Annotated in this window: 14 protein-coding genes; 9 read left to right on the top strand and 5 right to left on the bottom strand. The window is 65.7% G+C overall.

Translation table 11 applies throughout. The annotated features are described in order from the left end of the window. Nucleotides 1-93 precede the first annotated feature (93 nt). On the bottom strand, nucleotides 94-3,228 hold the full coding sequence (locus BN984_RS14140; protein WP_049968477.1) for an oligosaccharyl transferase, archaeosortase A system-associated: 3,135 nt from the start codon (nucleotides 3,226-3,228) through the stop codon (nucleotides 94-96). A gap of 185 nt (nucleotides 3,229-3,413) precedes the next feature. Here BN984_RS14140 and BN984_RS14135 point away from each other — a divergent pair, with 185 nt between their 5' ends. The 3 genes from BN984_RS14135 (at nucleotide 3,414) to BN984_RS14125 (ending at nucleotide 6,720) form a co-directional block, all read left to right on the top strand. After that, a complete protein-coding gene (locus BN984_RS14135; protein WP_008093415.1) occupies nucleotides 3,414-4,133 on the top strand; it encodes a glycosyltransferase family 2 protein in 720 nt (239 codons plus the stop codon). 18 nt (nucleotides 4,134-4,151) lie between these two features. After that, nucleotides 4,152-5,597 carry a sulfatase gene (locus tag BN984_RS14130; RefSeq protein ID WP_049968476.1) on the top strand — a complete coding sequence of 482 codons (1,446 nt, stop codon included), beginning with the start codon at nucleotides 4,152-4,154 and terminating at the stop codon, nucleotides 5,595-5,597. Nucleotides 5,598-5,772: 175 nt separating this feature from the next. Beyond that, nucleotides 5,773-6,720: an alkaline phosphatase family protein gene (locus tag BN984_RS14125; protein ID WP_008093414.1), complete on the top strand. Its 948-nt coding sequence runs from the start codon at nucleotides 5,773-5,775 to the stop codon at nucleotides 6,718-6,720. Between the two features lie 36 nt (nucleotides 6,721-6,756). On the opposite strand, the gene BN984_RS14120 is transcribed toward BN984_RS14125, so the two are convergent. Beyond that, nucleotides 6,757-7,455: a CatB-related O-acetyltransferase gene (locus BN984_RS14120; RefSeq protein ID WP_049905203.1), complete on the bottom strand. Its 699-nt coding sequence runs from the start codon at nucleotides 7,453-7,455 to the stop codon at nucleotides 6,757-6,759. 133 nt (nucleotides 7,456-7,588) lie between these two features. Between BN984_RS14120 and BN984_RS14115 the strand changes: the two genes are divergently transcribed. Both BN984_RS14115 and BN984_RS14110 read left to right on the top strand, forming a co-directional pair. Continuing rightward, nucleotides 7,589-8,512, top strand: a complete 924-nt coding sequence (locus BN984_RS14115) for a glycosyltransferase family 2 protein (RefSeq protein ID WP_081909207.1) — start codon at nucleotides 7,589-7,591, stop codon at nucleotides 8,510-8,512. 279 nt (nucleotides 8,513-8,791) lie between these two features. Then, on the top strand, nucleotides 8,792-9,550 hold the full coding sequence (locus BN984_RS14110) for an alkaline phosphatase family protein (RefSeq protein WP_008093412.1): 759 nt from the start codon (nucleotides 8,792-8,794) through the stop codon (nucleotides 9,548-9,550). 57 nt (nucleotides 9,551-9,607) lie between these two features. On the opposite strand, the gene BN984_RS14105 is transcribed toward BN984_RS14110, so the two are convergent. Continuing rightward, the gene (locus BN984_RS14105; protein WP_049968475.1) at nucleotides 9,608-10,951 is read right to left on the bottom strand and encodes a sulfatase-like hydrolase/transferase; all 1,344 of its coding nucleotides are present in this window, start codon (nucleotides 10,949-10,951) and stop codon (nucleotides 9,608-9,610) included. Between the two features lie 101 nt (nucleotides 10,952-11,052). Here BN984_RS14105 and BN984_RS14100 point away from each other — a divergent pair, with 101 nt between their 5' ends. The 3 genes from BN984_RS14100 to BN984_RS14090 all read left to right on the top strand — a co-directional run bounded on the left by BN984_RS14100 (nucleotide 11,053) and on the right by BN984_RS14090 (nucleotide 15,468). Beyond that, nucleotides 11,053-12,465, top strand: coding sequence for a sulfatase-like hydrolase/transferase (locus BN984_RS14100; RefSeq protein WP_049968474.1), 1,413 nt, complete (start codon nucleotides 11,053-11,055; stop codon nucleotides 12,463-12,465). 114 nt (nucleotides 12,466-12,579) lie between these two features. Further along, on the top strand, nucleotides 12,580-13,977 hold the full coding sequence (locus BN984_RS14095; RefSeq protein ID WP_049968473.1) for a sulfatase-like hydrolase/transferase: 1,398 nt from the start codon (nucleotides 12,580-12,582) through the stop codon (nucleotides 13,975-13,977). A gap of 48 nt (nucleotides 13,978-14,025) precedes the next feature. After that, nucleotides 14,026-15,468 (top strand): lipopolysaccharide biosynthesis protein, encoded by a 1,443-nt coding sequence (locus BN984_RS14090; RefSeq protein WP_049968472.1) that lies wholly within the window; start codon nucleotides 14,026-14,028, stop codon nucleotides 15,466-15,468. A 63-nt stretch (nucleotides 15,469-15,531) separates the two neighbouring features. On the opposite strand, the gene BN984_RS14085 is transcribed toward BN984_RS14090, so the two are convergent. Together BN984_RS14085 and BN984_RS14080 are read right to left on the bottom strand one after the other, a co-directional pair. Further along, nucleotides 15,532-16,602, bottom strand: coding sequence for a glycosyltransferase family 4 protein (locus tag BN984_RS14085; RefSeq protein WP_049968471.1), 1,071 nt, complete (start codon nucleotides 16,600-16,602; stop codon nucleotides 15,532-15,534). Continuing rightward, a complete protein-coding gene (locus tag BN984_RS14080) occupies nucleotides 16,599-17,753 on the bottom strand; it encodes a glycosyltransferase (protein ID WP_049968470.1) in 1,155 nt (384 codons plus the stop codon). The genes BN984_RS14085 and BN984_RS14080 overlap by 4 nt, the downstream gene beginning before the upstream one ends. A 111-nt stretch (nucleotides 17,754-17,864) precedes the next feature. Here BN984_RS14080 and aglJ point away from each other — a divergent pair, with 111 nt between their 5' ends. After that, nucleotides 17,865-18,773, top strand: a complete 909-nt coding sequence (gene aglJ / locus BN984_RS14075) for an S-layer glycoprotein N-glycosyltransferase AglJ (protein ID WP_008093398.1) — start codon at nucleotides 17,865-17,867, stop codon at nucleotides 18,771-18,773. Nucleotides 18,774-18,819 lie beyond the last annotated feature (46 nt).

The raw sequence follows: 18,819 nt of genomic DNA, 5'->3' as shown, positions 1-18,819 counted from the left end.
ATCAGTCCACCGCTCTGCCGGTCGGCGGCGAGAAGAGAAACGCGTCGAAACGGCGATCAGCGACCGGGCGGCAGCCCGGCCCGGTTCGAAACCTTACGCGGCGACCGAAACCGCGCTGGCGTCGACTGACGCCGAGGTAGATGCCGACTCGTTCGTCTGCGAGTCGTCTGAATCGGAGTTCTCCGTCAGGTTGAACTCCTGTTCGTTCCGTTCGAGAGTGACCTCTACGGCACCGTCTTCAGCACCGTTGACGAGGCCTTCCTCGACGGCGACGTTCTGCGCCTGGTAGCTGACGACGGTGTTGTTCCCGGCGAAGGTCGTCGGCCCGGTGAACGTGTAGTCGCCCGTCGCGCGGACGTCGACGTTCGTGTAGCCGTTGTCCGGACCGTACTCGTCGTAGCCGGTCGTGGAGTACGGGAGCGTCATCGTGAACTCACCGTCGGCGTCGGTCTGCGCCTGCTGCGTGTACGTGAAGTTCGTACCAGTTGTCTGGTCGCGCATCTGGACGCGAGCGGTCACCGTCGCGTTGGCCGGGGCACCGCTGCCTTCGACCGTCGCGCCGGGGACGCGCTCGAACGTCTTGACCCACGAGGGGTTGTTGGGAACGAGCGCCTGCGCTTGGATGCCGTAGGTGTTGCCCGCGCGGATGAGCGAGTTCTGGTAGGACCCCGAACGGAGCGCCGAGTTGTTCGAGGACTTCACGAGGCGGTAGTGTTCGAGGGCGGCGACGCGTTCCTCGGGGAACGTGCCGATGCCACCGATCTGCGAGGTCGGGTCGTTCGCGACGTACTCCTCGGCGGCGGTCATATTGTCGAACACTCTGACCGCCTGCCCGTCAGACGGCGTCACCTTGAACGTGGTCTCCCCGTCGGCGGACGTTCGTTCTTCCCAGTCGACGACGATGGGCGACGCCTCACGGGCGCTGCCGTGGTACGCGTAGAGCCGGACCATCAGGCTCTCGTAGTACCGCTGGTCTTTGAGGCTCGACACAGCGGCGACTCTCGTCTGTCCCTCCTGCTCCTGCAGGCGGTACATCGTACTGTAGAAGTCGGACGTGGAGACGTTCGACTCGTCGTAGAAGACGGTCGGCGCACCGAACTTCGAGTCGGTCGAGGCCATCTGCCAGTCGACCATGACGTAGCGGGTCTCGTTACCCTCCTCGCTCATGTCGGCGAGGACGTCGGAGGCCTGCTCCTCGTTCGGCGCGAGGAGGAAGTTCGCGGCCTCGGTCGCGCCCTGCTGGAACGGATTGGCGTTCGGGATGCGCTCGCCGAGGACCGTTATCCAGTGACCGTAGTCCCACCACGACATGACGCCGTACGTTCCCTCGGCGTAGTTGAAGTCGTCGGTTCGTTCGTAGGTTCCGTAGTAGTCCATCTCGTTGGATGCGCCGCCGAACTGCCCCTCTTCGGGCGTGCTGTTCTGCATCCACTCGAAGCTGTCCTGCCACTGCGTCACCGTGCCCGGTCCGGTCTGGGACGACTGGAGGGCGTTGCTGCTGGTGCCGGCGTTGCCGAGTTGAATCGGCACGACGAGCACCGGGGTGAGGACGAGAAGCAGGGCGATGGCGACGACCGCGACCGTCCCGTACGACACGTCGTCGAGGCGGTCGGTGCCGGCGAGGTCGATGATACCGAGCGAGAGAATCTCGCGGAGGAGGTACGCGTTCATCACCGCGACCACGACCGCGAGGTAGTAGTTGAAGCGGACCTGCGTGAAGGCGGCCGAGGTGATGATGGCCGCCCAGACGAGGACGAACAGGTGTTCGCTCTCGTAGTCGGCCTGCAGCACCGCACCGACGATGAGGGCGCTCGCGATGGCGAGGCTGACGAGCGAGGATTCGAGGCCGAGGAGCTCGCCGATGCCGGCCGGGATGGCCGGAATCAGGAAGATAACGCCGAAGACGGCGAGACTGCCGGCGACGTAGCCAATTTTCCGAGTGTCGCCGTCGCGGACGAGCGGCTTGCCGACGAGCCAGATAGCACCGACGAGGCCGGTGAAGAACGTGAAGCCGTACTCGGACATGATGCGCTCGGTCGCGGTCATGCCGCTGTTCTGCAGGACGCTCGCGGCGATGAAGGGCTGTGCCTCGCCGATGGTCCGCGTCGCCGCACCGGCGCTGAAGCCGACGGTGCGGAGGAAGTTGACGCTCACCTGACGGAAGGCGTCGGGGAGGACGACGGCCGTACCGATGACGGCGACGAGGCCGAGGGCGGCGACCGCAACCGGGTAGCCGCGGTCGTCGACGTCGTTAGACTCCCACCACCGGGCCAGCGCGGCGAGGAACACCGCGCCCGCGCCGATACCGAAGGCGAACACGGGTTGGAGGAGGCTGAAGTTCGTCACGCTGAACGAGAAGTCGGTGAGGGGGACGAACATCAGGAGGCCGGTGACGAGCATCGAGACTGCACCGACGAATGCGACGTGTTCCGGGGACTGACCGCGGACGTAGTCCGCGACCATCTGGAGGACCAGGTACAGGCCGAAGATGCCGACCAGGAGGATGCCCGGCGGCCACGCCCACATATAGAGCGTCATTCCCACGCCCGCGAGCGCGGACCAGATGAGCGTGGAGCGGAGGGCGTCGAAGTCGCGGGCGGCGACGAGTTCCCAGACGGGCTTCTCGCGGTTCGCCACCGAGAGAGCAATCATGATGGCGACGACCGCGAAGCCCTGGAAGAACGGCTCTGCGATGTTGTGGTCGGCGAAGCCGACGAGGCCGCGCTGGAGGAACGTCCCGGGGAGTAGCGCGAGGATGACGACCCCGAAGACACCGCCAAGCCGACCGCCGAGGCGGCGACCGATGAGGAACGTCGGGATAGCGACCAGTGCCCCGAAGACTGCCGGCGCGACGAGGAGGGCCTTGGCCACGAGGTCGGGCGACGGGCTACCGAGTCCGACGACGAGGGCGGCCGTGGCGATAATCTGGTCGTAAATCGTCCCGAACTGGCCGACGCTCGTCCCGTACGGGAAGTACGTCCACGGGTCGAACGGCATCGTCGACGGCCAGTTTTGGACGGTGTACGTCACCTCTCGGAGGTGATACCAGGCGTCGTTCCCGGAGAAGAGGACATCACCGTCCCTGATGAAAGTACTATACGACCGAAGGCGGACGGCCAACATGGCGACCAGTATCACGAGGAGGGCGGGAACGTGATACCAGTCTTTAGCGAGTTCGAGGACCGACTTCGAGTCGGGGTCCTCGATACGCTCTGTGTCTGCGCTCATCGCTTCGATGGACTGGGAAAACCCGCATAAGCCTTATGACTCGGTTTCACCGCCGACACGGGCTATTTCCGGGAGAGACTCGATTCTGCGTGGGTTCGCGGCCGTCTCGTCGCTGTTTCGCGGCCGAGCGAGGCCGACCCGCGCGAACGACACTCTTTATACGGGACCTTCTGATAGCACTCAGTATGGCCGACGGGGATACGGAAGACAGGAGCCACGAGGGTGCGCCGTACCGCGACGACACGGCGCGGGCGCTCGACGTGACCGCCACGCTCTCCAACGCGTCGCTCGTCGTCGCGAGCAACCGAGAGCGATGTTACTCCAGTGAGACCGCCCCGGAGTGGCTCGACGTCGTCGTCCGCACCGACAAGGGCCGCAACTACGCGCGAAACAGAGCCATCGAGGAGGCCGAAAACGAGTGGATAATCGTCGCCGACGACGACATCACCTTCCCCACTCGGCTCGCGGCACACCTCGTCGACTCGATGCACGAGTTCCAGGTCGTCGGGCTGGAGGACTTCTGGCCCATGCGGTGGACGCTCACTCGATTCATGATATTTCACCGAAGCCTGTGGGAACGCGTCGGCGGCTTCGACGAGCACCGTGAACACGGCGGCGATACCGACTTCGCGATTCGTGCCGAGAAGGCCGGCGCGGAGGTTCACCGCCTGCCCCGTCGCATCGTCCCGCACCACGATACCGAGTCGGACTTCGACGTGGGGACCCACCTCGAATGGCTGTTTTACCTGTTCAAGCGCCACCCGAAGCAGGTCGCGGTCCCCGCGCTCAAACTGGCGCTCGCGAAGGTGAACGTCATCTCCCCGTCGAAAATCGAGTACGACGCGTCGTGGGCCGGTGACGTTTTCTCGCTCAGCGACGCCGACGACGCACCGCTCGAACACTGAGTTTCAGACCTCCGAATCATGAATATCCTACTCCTCATCATGGACAGCGTCCGTGCGAGCAACACTAGCCTGCACGGCCACGAACACCGGACGACCCCGTTCTTGGAATCGCTCGCCGACGAGGCCACGGTCTACGAGACCGGTATCAGCCCCGGCTCGTGGAGCCTGCCGAGCCACACCAGCATCTTCACCGGCTACCACGTCGCCGAACACGGCGTCACCGGCGCGAAAAACAAGCTCGAACCCGGACACACCATTTTCGAGCGGCTCGCCGACGAGGAGGGCTACTCGACCGGCATCTTCTCCGAGAACACGTGGGTCACCGAGATGGACGTGGGACTGAAAGAGACCTTCCAGACCGTCGAGGGCGCGCGGAACATCCCGTACGTCGAGGGTCTCGACCCGAGCAACTTCGTGCTCACCGAGGGACAGGGCAACTACGCCGGCTACCTCAAGCGGTGTCTGTCCCACGACCACCCGGCGAAATCGCTCGCAAATGGGGTCGTCACGAAGCTCGCGTGGGACTACCCGCAGTACCTCCCCGACTCGCTGAAGGCGACTACACCCGCGGACGTGTACGTCGACCTCTTTCTGGACTGGGAGGAGACGCGGAACGACTCGTGGGCCGCCTGCATCAACCTCATGGACGGCCACATGCCGTACGAACCCCGCCCGGAACACGACAACTGGGGCGGGAAACGCCTCCAGAAGCTCCAACAGGACGTCGACGACCAAGTGTGGGAGTACCTCGGTGGCCACCGACCCTGGTGGGAGAAACGCGCCATGGAGGGGCTGTACGACGGAACCATCCGACAGATGGACGCCCAAATCGAACGCCTCGTCTCGACGCTCAAAGAACGCGGCGAGTACGAGGACACGCTCATCGTCGTCACCGGCGACCACGGCGAGGGCTTCGGTGAGAAGAGTCAGGTCAAGCCCGATGTGCGACTCGCCGGCCACGGCAAGGACGTACACGAGGCGGTCCTCCACGTCCCGCTCGTCGTCAAGTTCCCCGGGCAGGCGGACTCCGAGACGGTCTCCGCGGCGGCCTCGCTCACCGAGTTCCCGCGCGTGGTCGACGCTGTCCTCGACGGCGAGTGGGACTGCGACGCGTTCGTCCCCGACGACGGGGCGGTCGTCGCCTCGACCCACGGCCTCGACGAACCCTCACAGGCGCTCGCCGAGGAGTTCTGCGGGTCCGTCATGCCCTACGGAGGCGTCTCACGGACCGTTTACGAGACGACCGACGAGGGCGTGGTGCAGTATCAGGCCTGGGAGGACGCCGCCAGCACGGTTCGCATCTTCGACGCGAAGACCGCGTGGAAGGCCGCCGATACCGACGACGGCGTCGTCTCGGAGACGTTCGGCGCGTTCGACGACCTCGGCGTCCGCGAGGAGAGCGAGGGTATCGATGCCGCCGAGGGCGCAACGAAAGAGCGCCTGAAGGACTTAGGGTACCTGTAGCGGGGCGTCTGCGGTTATAGGGTCGCTCTCAAGTCCGACCCGTCGACGAAAGCGGATACCCGGGTAGCGGGGCGTCTACGGTTATGGGGTCGCTGTGACGGCGGGTCGCCGTCGCGGCCCGTCCTGTTCCGAAGCCATAGAAAGTTTTTCTTTGGTCGGTTGGGTCCGGTCCTCTATGTCGAACGCATTCGACCGGATCAAATACGGCCTCTCGCAGATCGCCGAGAACGGCCGGAGTTTGAACTGGTGGCGGGGGACGCTGATGCGGCGGGGAAACGGGGCGATTCAGACGAAACTGTATCCGGGCAGGCGCGGAATCGACGTGGTCGACGCGGATTGGGACACGCTCGTCGTCCTTGACGCGTGCCGGGCCGACCTCTTCGAGGAGTTCGTCGACCTCGACCAGTTCGACGACTACCGCGCGGAGACCAGTCGAGCGAGCGCGACTCCCGAGTGGCTCCCGGTCTCGTTCCCCGACGAGTACGGCGACATCGTCTACGTCTCGGGCAACCCGCAGGTCTCGAAGAAGGTGCCGGACAAGTGGCACAAGCTCTTCGAAGTGTGGCAGGACGCCTACGACGACGACGTGGAGGCGATTCTCCCCGGACCCATCATCGACGCCGCGATTCGAGCGCGCGAAGAGTACCCGGACAAGCGGCTCATCGTCCACTTGATGCAACCGCACGTCCCGTTCGTCGGCCGCCCGGACCTCCACTTCTGTACCTACCAACTGTTCGAGGACTTGGACATGGACGGCGACGACCGCGCCGGAAACGTCTTCGAGGCCGCGGCCAAGGGCATCGTCGACGAAGAAGAGATGTGGCAGGCGTACGGCGAGAACCTGACCTACGCGATGGACGAGGTCCAACGGCTCATCGACGCGTTCGACGAGCGCATCGTCCTCACGTCCGACCACGGCAACGTGGTCGAAGCAAAGTCGTGGCCGCTGCCATTCACCTACCACCAACACCTGCCGTACCACCGCCACCCCGGCCTCGTGACGGTCCCGTGGGCGGTCCTCGACGGCGAGCGGCCGACTATCACCGACGACGGCGTCGAGTCCAGCAGCCGCGCCACCTCCGCGGAGGTCACGGAGCGCCTGGAGAATCTCGGCTACAAGTAATCAGCCGGGGTTCCGATTCGAATTCGTCCGGCAGTCTCACCCGAGCACGTCGGAGACGCTCTCGATGCTCGTGAGGTCCGTCTCGAAGAACTGCCTGTTCTCTGCTACCTTCTCCTCCGACCAGTTCCACCACGCCGTGTCGAGCAGTTCCTCTCGGATGTGTTCGTCGAACCGCCACTTCTTTCGTTCGGCGGGGACGCCCGCGACAACCGCGTAGGGCTCTACGTCGCTCGTCACGACGGCCCCCGCGCCGACGATTGCGCCGTGGCCGATAGAGACTCCCGAGAGGACGGTCGCGTTCGAACCGATCCACACGTCACTCCCGACGTCGATGTCTCCTTTCGAGGTCCACGCCAACTCGTCGCCGGTGACCTGTCGGTACAGTTTCAACTGCAGCGTCGGGTTCGCGGTCGTGTGGTTCTGCGACCGGAACTCCGCGCCGGGGGCAACGGCACAGTATCGTCCGATATCGACGGTCCCTCTGAGTGTGTTCCGACCGTTGAGATTCGTCCCCCGTCCGAGACCTACCGTCCCGTTGAGTACGCAGTCGGGACCGACGTGCACGTCGTCACCGAGTGAGATATCTCCTCGCATCGAACAGCCGGATTCGATGCCGACGTTCCGCCCCCGTGAGAAGTTCGTCTCCGCGGGCGACTTGTCGATGAGCGTCGTGGCAATCTCGGGGTAACCAAGCCGCGAAACCACGGATTCGACAGTCGTCTTTACGCTCCGCATTGTACGGAGTCTCCGCGTGGTGCTATATCAGCCTTGCCCCCCAGTTATCAATGTTGATAGAGAATACGATGAGCACGCGACTGCGATGACGACCGGACAGTTGATTTTTAACCTCGTGTGGGGCACTCTGAGTATGCCCAGTTCCCCTCGCTACTCCATCGCGGTCTGTAACTACAACATGGCCGAGACCATCGAGGAGTCGCTTCGGAGCATGGTTGAGCAGGTCGACGAGGAGCTGTACGAGGTCGTCGTCGTCGACGGCGGTTCGACCGACGGTAGCCGCGATATCCTCCGCGAGCTGGAGGCCGAATTCGACAACTTGCGGGCGGTCCTTGACCGGTCGGACGAGTGCGACTGGCTCGGCGGGGACCGAAACATCTCCTTCGAGGAGTCCCGCGGCGAGTACGTCCTCGAATCGCTCGACACGGACGACTACTACCACGAGGGGGTCATCGAGGACTTCGTCGAGATATTCCACGCGCTGGAGGCGCAGGTCGACCGTCCCTTCTTCCTCAGCGGGCGCGGGATGAACATCGCCCCCCGCGGACTCCTGCTCGACGTGCCGTACTACGACGTGGGCGGCGCAGAGGACCGCGACCACTGGCGACGGCTGTACGCCCGCGACGCGCTCATCTGGCTGGACCACGGTCACGTCTCGGACTCGCTGGGCTACGACTTCGACCTGCGCGGCGAAATCAGCCGCGACATCCACGGGAAGATAACCGACTTCCAGTCGGGTGTCTCCTTCTGGAGCGCGATTCGGTGGACGCTCCACCACGAACACCACTACATCTTCGAGCGACCGCGGAGCCTCCCCCGCGAGGTCCTAAAGCGCCTCTACGACCTCGCGACGTTCCCGTACGCCTACCTGAAATCGCTCCCGCTCGAACGACACGAGGCCCCGGCGGAGTTCCAGCGGAAGGGCGCGCTCGAAGCGCGCATCGCAGCGACGCGGATGACGCTCCCCGAGATGGAAGCCCACTACGGCTTCCAGGTCGACTGCGACGAGTTCAGCCAGGCGGGCAGGAAGGCGTTCTGCGAATACGCCGACACGTGACCGTCGCTGGTCTCACACCGACCGGTAGGATACCCGGTTCCTAATTATCAAACTGTATTTCTGTGGAGAAACGTTCAAACCCCCCTGAAAGGAGTGTACCCTATGGGGCTTGGCGATTGGGTATCTAACGCACGGTGGTACTATCAGAATCTGAATCTCGGGACCGCGGCGAAAGTCAGCGCCGCGGAGCTACTGGGGGGCGCGGTTCGGCGGGCGTATTCACGCGCTCCACGACTTGGGAGACCGATATACGAGCGGGACTGGGACGCGCTGATTATTTTGGACACGTGCCGTCCCGACGCCCTCGAAGCGGTCGCATCGGGGTACGATTTCCTCCCCAACGGTCGCGTCCCGACGGCCACCTCGCTCGGGTCGAACTCCCGCGAGTTCATGCGGTACAACTTCACCGAAGAGTATCGCGAGGAGATGGATCAGACGGCGTTCGTCACGTTCAACCCGAACTCTGACGCCATGCTCGACCCCAACGACTGGTTGCTGTTGGACGAGGTGTGGCGGGACGCCTGGGAGGCCGACATCGGGAGCGTCCGGCCGCGGACGGTGACGAACCGCTCGATAGCGGCTCACCGCGAACTCGATCCAGCGCGAACGATTATCCAGTACCAACAGCCGCACACGCCGTACCCGCACTTCGAGAAGCACGACTGCGGGGCGCTCGCCATCGAGGACGACGCGAACGACCGGTCCGGGATATTCGGCGCGATTCTCGACGGAAAGATAACTCGTGAGGAGGCGTGGGAGGGCTACCTAGACAACCTACGCTGGGCGCTCGACGACCTCGAACTCCTCCTCTCGAACCTCGATTCGGAGCGGGTGATAATCACGTCGGACCACGGCGAGTGTTTCGGCGAGTGGGGGCTGTACGGCCACCACAAATCGACCCCAGTCCCGGAACTCATTCGCGTTCCGTGGGTCGTCACCGAGGCGACTGACGAGGGAACCCACGAGCCGCCCGCCGCATCCACCGATCCCGACGATGTCGGGCTCGACAGCAAGCTCTCTTCGCTCGGCTACCTGTAGCGTCCCGTCGTAGCGGGACGACACCACGCTATCGCCGCTGGCGACGTCTCCTCGCGGTCAATCCATATATCCGAGTTCTTCGAGCCGCTTCTGTACGTCCTCGCTCACGTCGTCGGCCTCCGGGACGCCCTCGGTCGTCTCGCGCAGCAGGTGCGGCGGAATCTCCGACCGGAACGAGGCACAGCGGTCGGGGTGGTCGGCCGCGACGTTCTCGCGCTCTTTCGGGTCGGCGCGGAGGTCGTACAGTTCGTCTTCCTCGCCGTCGACCGCGATGTACTTCCAGCCGTCCTCGCGGACGCCGACGACGGGGCCGGCGTCGCTGAACGATCCGGTCGAGACGGCCCGCCGGGGACCGCCCTCGAAGAGGTCGGTTCCGCGGAACGCGCTCGGTGGTTCGACGCCGTGGTTTCGCGCTACCGTGGGCGCGAGGTCGAGCAGTTCGCGCTGTTCGTCGACGACCCCGCCGTCGCCCCGGTTGGACTTCACCACGAGCGGGACGTGCGTCAGTTCGTCGTAGGGGCGGTTCCGGTGGTAGTAGTTCCCGTGGTCGGCGAACTCCTCGCCGTGGTCGGCGGTGAGGATGATATCCGTCTCGTCGTAGCGGCCGAGCGACTGCAACCCGTCGAGGAAGCGGTCGATGTGGTCGGACGTGTACCGGATATCAGAGTCGTAGAGGTCGACGATTCGCCGACGCTCCGCTTCGGTCACGTCTTCGGGGTGGATTCCCGCCTTGGACATGAGACGGCGAATCTCCGACTCGTCGGCGGGCTCGCCGTACGCCGGGTCCTCGAGGTCGATGCCGTAGGGGCGGTGTGGGTCCATGTAGTGGACCCACAGGAAGAAGTCGCCGTCGACGCCGTCGAGCCACTCCAGGGCCCGGTCGGTCGTCTTCTCGGCGTTCTCGTACACCGTCTGCTCCATGATGAGCGACGCTGGGAAGACGGCCTCCTGAATCCGTTCGGCGAGGGGACGTATCCCGAGCGACTCGACCGTCGGACGGACGAGGTCCATCGTCCGCCGAAACAGCCTGTGGGCCGCTGACGGCGACCCCGAGTCCTCGGAGTCCATGATGCCGAAGTCGTCGAAGTGGTCGAAGTCGGCCGGGCGGGGGACGCGGCTCGCGAAATAGGTGTTCGAATGGATGCCGGCGGTCGATACCTCGTCGGGGAGCGGAGAGGCGATGTTTGGCCCGTCGCGAGCGTGCTCGTCCCCGCGGTACCGGGAGGTGAGAAGCGACGGAACCGAAATTCCCGTGTTGGTCCCGTTGGCGAAGGCGGCGGTGAACAGCGTCGAGTCGTCGTCGAGCAGGCGGTCGAGGACCGGAAGCGTGTCCCGCTGGTAGCCGTACTGGCCGACGTGGCCGGCCCGGAGCGCGTCGACGGTGATCAACACGGTGTTCATTGCTTCGGTGGTGTGGCAGGTGCGTTCAAATATCTGTTGCTCAGCGGTCGGCGCACTCGAAGGTGCTATAACCTCCGGCGAAGAATCGCCGACAACCCGAAATGAGAAACGTCGTCCTCATCTGCCTCGACACCGTCCGGAAGGACTACTTCGACCGGTTCGCCGAGCGGTTGCGCGAGCGGGCCGACGCCTCTTTCGACCAGTGTCGGGCTGCGAGTGGCTGGAGCGTTCCGAGCCACGCGAGCATGATGACCGGGAAACTACCGCACCAACACGGGATTCACGTGTACAACCGGGATTTCTCAGGGCTCCGTCGGGAAGACACGTTTCTCGCTGACCTCCCGGACCATCGGGCGTTCGGGTCGAGCGCGAACGTCTACGCCAGCGACGCGTTCGGCTTCGACCTGCTTTTCGACGACTTTACCAGCGTCTCGCCCGACCGGCGGTTCCCCGATGGCATCGACGCCGAAAAGTTCGGACAGGAGTGTGAGGAGACGGGGCTCGCCCGCTACCTCGCCTTCCTGAAAGCCTCGCTCGCCAGCGACCACCCGGTCCAGAGCCTCGCCAACGGCGCGCTCGTCGAGTTCGACCGACAGTTCGCCGAGCTCCCCGTGCCGAAGCCGCTCGACGACGGGGCAAACATCGTCGCGCGCGAGGCGGTGAAGCTCGTCCGCGAACACGGCGACGCAGACCCGTTTTTCATGTTCACGAACTTCATGGACGCCCACGGTCCGCTCACCCACGTCCGCGGCTACGACTCAGACCTCCACGACGCGCCGTACTCGTGGACGACGGGCGAATACAGCACCCACGAGGTCAACGTCTCCGGCAAACTCGAAGAGAACCGGGAGCACATCGAACACACCCGCGGGCTCTACGGCGCGGCCATCGACTACCTCGACCGCAAGGTGTGTTCGTTCGTCGACCGCGTGCAGGCTGAGACGGACCGAGAGACGACGTTCGTCATCACCGCCGACCACGGCGAGAACCTCGCGTTCGAGGCCGACGGCGGCCTCCTCGCCCACAAGGGCGTCCTCACGGAGGGGCTGCTCCACGTCCCGCTTCTCGTCGTCAACGCGCCCGAGGGCTACGACGACAGCGAGACCGGCTACTTCTCGCACGTCGACCTCGGTCGCTTGCTCGTCGGACTCGCCCGCGGGGAGACGCCCGACGTGTTCGAAGCGCGCATCGCCGCCGAGCGAATCGGCTCCAACATGGCCGCCGACGCGTCCGAGGCGGAGCGCCGCGAGTGGGACCGCATGATCCGCGTCGTCTACGACGGGGTCGACAAGTACGAGTGGGATTCCAACGGGACTCGGCTTCGCCACCGACTCGACCCGGATCGACCGAACTGGCAGGAACTCGCGGCGGAGGACGTCGACGTCAGCGACCTCGACGAGGCGTTCTTCGACGTTCCGCTCGACGAGTACAAGCGCGAGGCCGTCACCGCGAGCACCGACCACGACGTGGACCAGACGACGAAGGCGCGCCTGAGCGACCTCGGCTACATCTGAACAGCTGACGCGCCGGTCGGCGACCGCTTCCTCCCGATTTCGGGCGGTTTCGGCGGCGATTTCGGTCCCGAAGAACCTTTCTATGGCCGCCACATCACCCACCTGTACCGACGTATGAGAAATGTCGTCCTTATCTGTCTCGATACTGTCCGAAAGGACTTCTTCGATTCCTTCTCCTCGCGGCTCCAGGAGCGGGCGGACATCGTCTACGACCAGTGCCGAACCGCCAGCACCTGGAGCGCCCCGAGCCACGCGAGCATGTTCACGGGGACGCTCCCCCACGAACACGGCGTTCACGCCTATCACCGCGACTTCTCGGGTATCGGTCGCGACGACACGTTTCTCGCCGAGCTTCCGGACCACCGCGCGCTCGGCGTGAGCGCCAACGTCTGGGCCGGGTCGTCGTTCGGATTCGACGGCTTCTTCGACGAGTTCTCCAACATCTCTCCCGACCGGCGTTTTCCCGAGGGCATCGACGTGGCCCGGTTCGGCCAGTCCTGCGAGAAGACCGGCCTCGGGAAACAACTCGAGTTTCTCAGGCGCGCGCTCGAACACGACAAGCCGGTCCAGAGCCTCCTCAACGGCGCGGCAGTCCAGGTCGACAACACGCTTGCGACCGCGCCGGTTCCGAAGCCGATGGACGACGGCGCGAAGACGCTCATCGGGCAGGCAAACCGCCTCGTCGGCGCGTCCGACGAGCCGTTTTTCCTCTTTACGAACTTCATGGACGCCCACGGTCCCCTACGGCACATCCTCGGCTACGACGGGAGTCTCCACGACGCGCCGAACTCGTGGAGCTCCGAGCGCCTCGACTGGTCGCGAATCGTCGCCGAGGGCGACGAGACCGAGATGACGCGCTACCGCGACCTCTACGGCGCGGCCATCGACTACCTCGACCGCAAGGTGTGTTCGTTCATCGATGAGGTGCGGGCGGCGACCGACGAGGAGACGACGTTCGTCGTCACCTCCGACCACGGCGACAACCTCGCGTTCGAGGCCGACGGCGGCCTGTGGGGTCACACCGAAAGCAGCCTCAACGAAGCGCTGACGCACGTCCCACTCGTGGTCGTGAACGCGCCCGGTGAGGGGACCGACGTCGTCGACGGATACGTCTCGCACCTTCGGCTCGGCGACCTCCTCGTCGGCCTCGCCCGCGGGGAGCGCCCCGACGTGACCGGCGCGCGGATTCCCGTCGAGCGAATCGGCCACAGCGGCAAACAGCACAAGCTCGCCGAACAGGCGCGGGACACGAACCGGATGCTCCGCGCCGTCTACGACGGTGACCGCAAGTTCGTCTGGGCCGACGACGGGAGTCGAGAGTCCTACCGTCTCGACGCCGACCGCCCGTGCTGGCAGGCCGAGACCGACGAACCGTTCGACGCCGAGTCGCTCGACGTCTCGTTCTTCGAGACGCCCGTCGCCGACTACGCGGAGCGCGCCCGGTCCGCCGAAGACGAACTCGGCGTCGACGGCGCGACGGCGGACCGCCTCCGCGAACTCGGCTATCTCTGACCCAGCCGTGACTGACTACTCCCTCGCACGCCGGTCGTTCAGCCTCCCATGAAAAAGACAGACAGCCTCTCCATCGGCCGCGAGGCGTTCCTTTCCCTGTTTTCGAAGGTCCTCACCGCCGGTACCGGTTTCGCCGGCGTCGTCATCTTTGCGAACCTCCTCGGCGACGTCGGCTGGGGAACGTACCGGACCGTCCTCGCCGCCGCATTCGTCCTCACGCAGGTTCCGAGCGGTATCGGTGCGGCGGTGAAAAAGCGGGTGAGCGAGGTCGGCGTCGAGCCCGGCTCCTTTTTCGGGACGGCGCTCCTCGCGCACCTCGCGTTCTCGCTCGTCGTCGCCGGCGCGTACGTACTCCTCGAACCCTACGCAGTCGACTACTTCGGAACCCGCGAACTGGCCGTCGGCGTGGTGCTCGTGGTGGTGTCGCTCGGACTGTTCAACATCGCGAACAAGCTCTACGCCGGCACGGGTCACCCGGCGGTCTCCTCGTGGGTCGACGGCATCCGGAGCCTCCTGACCATCGCGCTCCAGCTGCTCTTTTACTGGCTCGGCTTCGAGGCGTTCGGGCTCGTTCTCGGCCTGGCCATCGCGACGGTCGGAACGGCCGTCCTCGCCGCAGTCCTCTCGCGCGTTCTCCCCGCGCGCCCGACGAAACGGGTCGCAGAGCGAATCTACGACTTCGCCCGGTGGAGCGTTCCGACCTCGATGCTGTCGAATTTCTACTCTAGCGCCGACGTGCTCATCATCCAGGCGTTCGTCGGCCCGGCCTCGGTCGCGTACTACTCGGTCTCGATTCAGCTCGCCCAGCCCGGGGCGATGTTCGCGACGACCATCGGAAACGTGCTGAACGTCAAGTCGAGCGGCGTCGACTCCGTCGGCGGCGACGTGCGGTTCGACCTGATAAACTCCATCTCCTACGCGGGGCTCATCGCGATTCCGGTCTTCTTCGGCGCGGCCGCGATGCCGAAGGAGTTGGTGACGACGCTGTTCGGTAGCGACTTCGCCAACACGCCGGTACTCGTGGTCGTCGGGATGACCCTGTTCCAGATCGGCAATGCCTACCGCCACCCCTTCGAGGCCGTCCTACAGGGCACCGACCGCCCGGAGCTCGTCTTCCGGGTGAACAGCTTCATCGTCCTCCTGCACCTCCCGGCCGCGGTCGTGCTCGGGAGCGTCTACGGGCTCGTCGGCGTCGTCGCCAGCACGGTCGCCGCGGAGGTCGTTCGACACGCCGTCTTCCAGTACGTCGCCCACCGCGAGTTCGGCGGCGTCGTGTTCACGCGTCCGATGCTCGAACAGACAGTCGCCGGCGCGGTCATGTTTGCCCTCGTCTGGTCGGTCCTCGAATACGCCGTCTCGATTACCGGGTGGGTCTCGCTGCTGCTCGTCGTCGGGTTCGGTGCCGTCGCATACTTCACGGCGCTCCTCGGACTGAGCAGCCACTTCCGCGAGACGGTCAGAAACACGGTCCCCGGGCTCTCGGGCGAGTAAGCGAGCGACGCCGGCGTCGAGGGCCGCCGCATCGACTCAGCCCGACCCGACCCGACCCGGTTCTCAGTGCGCCGCGTTCCAGCCGCCCCGACAGACCGTGTCGTAGACCGCGGTCGTCCGCTCGACCACGGACTCCCACGCCGGAAGCGGTTCCGCCGGCGCGTCGAGGTCGACCGCGCGCTCGATGCCCGAAACGAGAGCCGCGGGGTCGACGCCGACGCAGTCGTCGCGGTCCGCCCAGTCGACGAGCGCCCCCGCGTTGCGGACGACGCACGGCGTTCCCGAGGCGAGCGCCTCGGCGACGGTCATCCCGTAGGCCTCGAACTCGGACATCGTCACAAAGGCCGCCGCGCCGGCGTACAGCCCCGGTAGATCCTCGTCGGCGACGAAGCCGAGGAAGTGAACGCGGTCTTCGACGCCGACCTCGCGGGCGAGTCGCTTCAGCTCCGGGCCGTAGTCGCCGGAGCCGGCGACCACGAGGTCACAGCCGAGGTTGGGGAGGGCTCGAATCACGTGCTGAACGCCTTTGTACTCCTCTAACCGGCCGACTGAGAGGAGGTAGGTTCGGTCCGCCCACTCGGGGTCGGGCGACGCCTCGGCGAACCGCGCCACGTCGAGACCGTTCGGAATCACCGTCGCCTCGACCCCGAAATCGTCTGCGAGTCGGCGGCGCTCCCAGTCGCTCACGGCGATGCGGGCGTCGGCGCGGCGGAGCGCCCACCCGCCCGGGGCTCGGTAGACGGACAGCAGTTTGTCCCGCAGGTCGGAGGCGCTCCCGCCGTGGTAGTGCGGCGTGGCGACGAAGGGGGTCTCAGCGACGCCGAGCGACGCGAACAGGAGCGGAAGCGAGTGGTAGTTGTGGGCGTGGACGAGGTCGGCACCGCGGGCGAGGCGGCGCACGGTCGCCAGTATCTCCGGGGCGACGTGGAACGCGCCGCCGGGGGCGACGCCGGGGTGTCGAATCACCCGGACGCCGTCTCGGTACTCCGCCGAGCGGGTGAGTCCCTCGGCGTCGGCGGTCAGGACCGTCACGTCGTGTCCCGCCACTGCGAGCCGGGTCGCGAGCTCGGCGACGTGTGCCTCGACGCCGCCGGTGTGCGGAGGATACCGCGTCGTGACGTAGAGGACGTTCATTCGAAGTACTCCCTCGACTCGCGGTCGAGTTCCCACGTGCCGTCGCCCTCGTCGCGGAGGAGTTCGACCGCGGCGACGAGCAGCGACACCTGCGAGTCGAAGACGGCGTACAGTGGCTGGAGCGGACCGAGGCGTTCGGACTGGCCGGCCCACGCGAAGGCGGCGACGGCACCCGGCACGGCGAGGCCGAGCGGCCCCGCGAGGAGGACGCCGGAAGCGGTCGCCAGCACGACGGTCGCCGCGAGCAGCCACGGCGAGACGACCATGAACCACCAGTTGAACGGGAGGACGACGGTCCCGTAGAACCCGTAGCGGCCGAGCATGTCTCGGTTCTGGACGAGGAGTTTGAGCAGGCCCATCGCCCGGCGGTCCTTGCGCTGTCGGCGCTTCGAGAACTTAGAGACGCCGGACTCGGTGAACGCCATCGCGGGGTCCATCACGACGCGCTTACCGGCCCGGCGGATGCGAAGCGCGAGTTCGGTGTCATCGGCGAGGGAGTCGGGGGCGATGGGGACGAAGTCCTCGGCGCGGAACGCGAAGCAGGGGCCGTGGAAGATGAACGTCGAGTCGAGGTGGGATTCGAGGCCCTGAATCTTCGTGAGGATACCGCGGTAATCCGATTCGACCTCGCTGTCGCCGAGGACTTCGGACTGTTGGCCCGTCACCGCGCCGATGGTCGGGTCCGAGAGGTTCCCCGCCGCCTGCCGGAGCACGTCCGGTGCGAGCTTCGAGTCGGCGTCGGTTCGGAAGACCAGTTCGTTGCTCGCCGCCGCGAACGCCTCGTTGAGGGCGGGTGCGACTCCCCGGCGCTCGTCGTCGTGGAGGAGCGTCAGTTCGGGTGCGTCGCGTCCAGCGAAGAAGTCGCGGACGACCGCGGGCGTGTCGTCGTCGCTCGCGTCCGCGACGACCACCTCGACTTTCTCCATCGGGTAGTCGAGCGCGAGGATGTCTTCGAGCTTCGCCTCGATGATGCTCGCCTCGTTGTAGGTCGGGAGGACGATGCTCACGGTCGGTTCGTCCGGGGACTTCCGGGCGGGCGACCCCGAGGTGTCGACGACCCGGAGCAACGCGAGGTAGACGAGGTAGGGTACCCCCGTCAGAGAGAGGAGTCCGAACGTCGCGACGAGGAGGCGACGGAGGCGTGCGCGCATGGAATGTGGTTTTCCCACCAAGAATAAAAGTGCTGTAGGTTGCTCTCGCCCCGCGGATTCGCGGGGACACATCCAGAAGTCCTTTTATACTGTCCGCTGGATGTCCCGCTGATGGACTACGCGGACGTTTGCGTCCTCGTCCCAACCTACAACGAGGCGGAGACTATCGCCGAGGTCGTCGCCAGCTACCGAGACGAGGGGTTCCACAACGTCCTCGTCATCGACGGCGACTCCACAGACGGGACGCGGGAACTCGCCGAGGAGGCCGGCGCGCACGTCGTCGTACAGCGCGGGAGCGGGAAGGGACAGGCGGTCAGGGAGGCGGTCGAAGAGCACGTCGAAGCGACGTACGTCCTGATGCTCGACGGCGACGGAACCTACGAGGCGGGCGACGCGACGAAGATGCTCGACCCGCTCACCGAGGGGTACGAACACGTCATCGGCGACCGCTTCGCCGACATGCGGCCGGGCGCGATGACGCGGCTGAACAAGGTCGGAAACCGCATCATCAACCGGGCGTTCGCGTTCATCCACGGGCAGGACTTCCGCGACATCCTCAGCGGCTACCGCGCGTTCACCCGCGAGTCGTTCCTCGACATGACCCTCACCTCCGACGGCTTCGGCATCGAGACGGAGATGGCCGTCGAGTGTGCGAAACGCGGCATCGAGACGACGGTCGTCCCCACGACGTACTACCCTCGACCGAACGGGTCGGACACGAACCTCAACCCGGTCCGCGACGGCGGTATCATCTTCCTCGAACTGTACCGCCGCGCCAAGACCAACAACCCGCTTTTCTACTTCGGGAGCGTCGGGCTCACGTCGACCGCGACCGGGGTCGGCCTCGCCGGCTACGTCGCCTACGAGTGGTTCGTCCGCGCTATCTCCCACGAGGTCATCGCCGTCGTCTCCGCGGCGGGCATCCTCTTCGGCGTGCAACTACTGATGTTCGGCGTGCTCTCGGACCTCATCCTCTCGTTACACCGCGAGCAGATGAAACGAATCGAAGAACTGGAGTGAGCGTCGGCGTCGGCTCGCGCCGGGCCGTCGGAACCGGGTGAATCGA

It is taken from the genome of Haloferax prahovense, from assembly GCF_000723845.1.
GTDB classification, from domain to species: Archaea; Halobacteriota; Halobacteria; order Halobacteriales; family Haloferacaceae; genus Haloferax; species Haloferax prahovense.
This window is presented reverse-complemented; position numbering and strand designations above follow the sequence as displayed.

Coding starts and splice junctions, on each gene's coding strand:
- BN984_RS14080 (WP_049968470.1), bottom strand. CDS start 17,753: ATGCGCGCACGCCTCCGTCGCCTCCTCGTCGCGACGTTCGGACTCCTC.
- BN984_RS14130 (WP_049968476.1), top strand. CDS start 4,152: ATGAATATCCTACTCCTCATCATGGACAGCGTCCGTGCGAGCAACACT.
- BN984_RS14135 (WP_008093415.1), top strand. CDS start 3,414: ATGGCCGACGGGGATACGGAAGACAGGAGCCACGAGGGTGCGCCGTAC.
- BN984_RS14085 (WP_049968471.1), bottom strand. CDS start 16,602: ATGAACGTCCTCTACGTCACGACGCGGTATCCTCCGCACACCGGCGGC.
- BN984_RS14090 (WP_049968472.1), top strand. CDS start 14,026: ATGAAAAAGACAGACAGCCTCTCCATCGGCCGCGAGGCGTTCCTTTCC.
- BN984_RS14115 (WP_081909207.1), top strand. CDS start 7,589: ATGCCCAGTTCCCCTCGCTACTCCATCGCGGTCTGTAACTACAACATG.
- BN984_RS14095 (WP_049968473.1), top strand. CDS start 12,580: ATGAGAAATGTCGTCCTTATCTGTCTCGATACTGTCCGAAAGGACTTC.
- BN984_RS14140 (WP_049968477.1), bottom strand. CDS start 3,228: ATGAGCGCAGACACAGAGCGTATCGAGGACCCCGACTCGAAGTCGGTC.
- BN984_RS14105 (WP_049968475.1), bottom strand. CDS start 10,951: ATGAACACCGTGTTGATCACCGTCGACGCGCTCCGGGCCGGCCACGTC.
- BN984_RS14120 (WP_049905203.1), bottom strand. CDS start 7,455: ATGCGGAGCGTAAAGACGACTGTCGAATCCGTGGTTTCGCGGCTTGGT.
- BN984_RS14125 (WP_008093414.1), top strand. CDS start 5,773: ATGTCGAACGCATTCGACCGGATCAAATACGGCCTCTCGCAGATCGCC.
- BN984_RS14100 (WP_049968474.1), top strand. CDS start 11,053: ATGAGAAACGTCGTCCTCATCTGCCTCGACACCGTCCGGAAGGACTAC.
- aglJ (WP_008093398.1), top strand. CDS start 17,865: ATGGACTACGCGGACGTTTGCGTCCTCGTCCCAACCTACAACGAGGCG.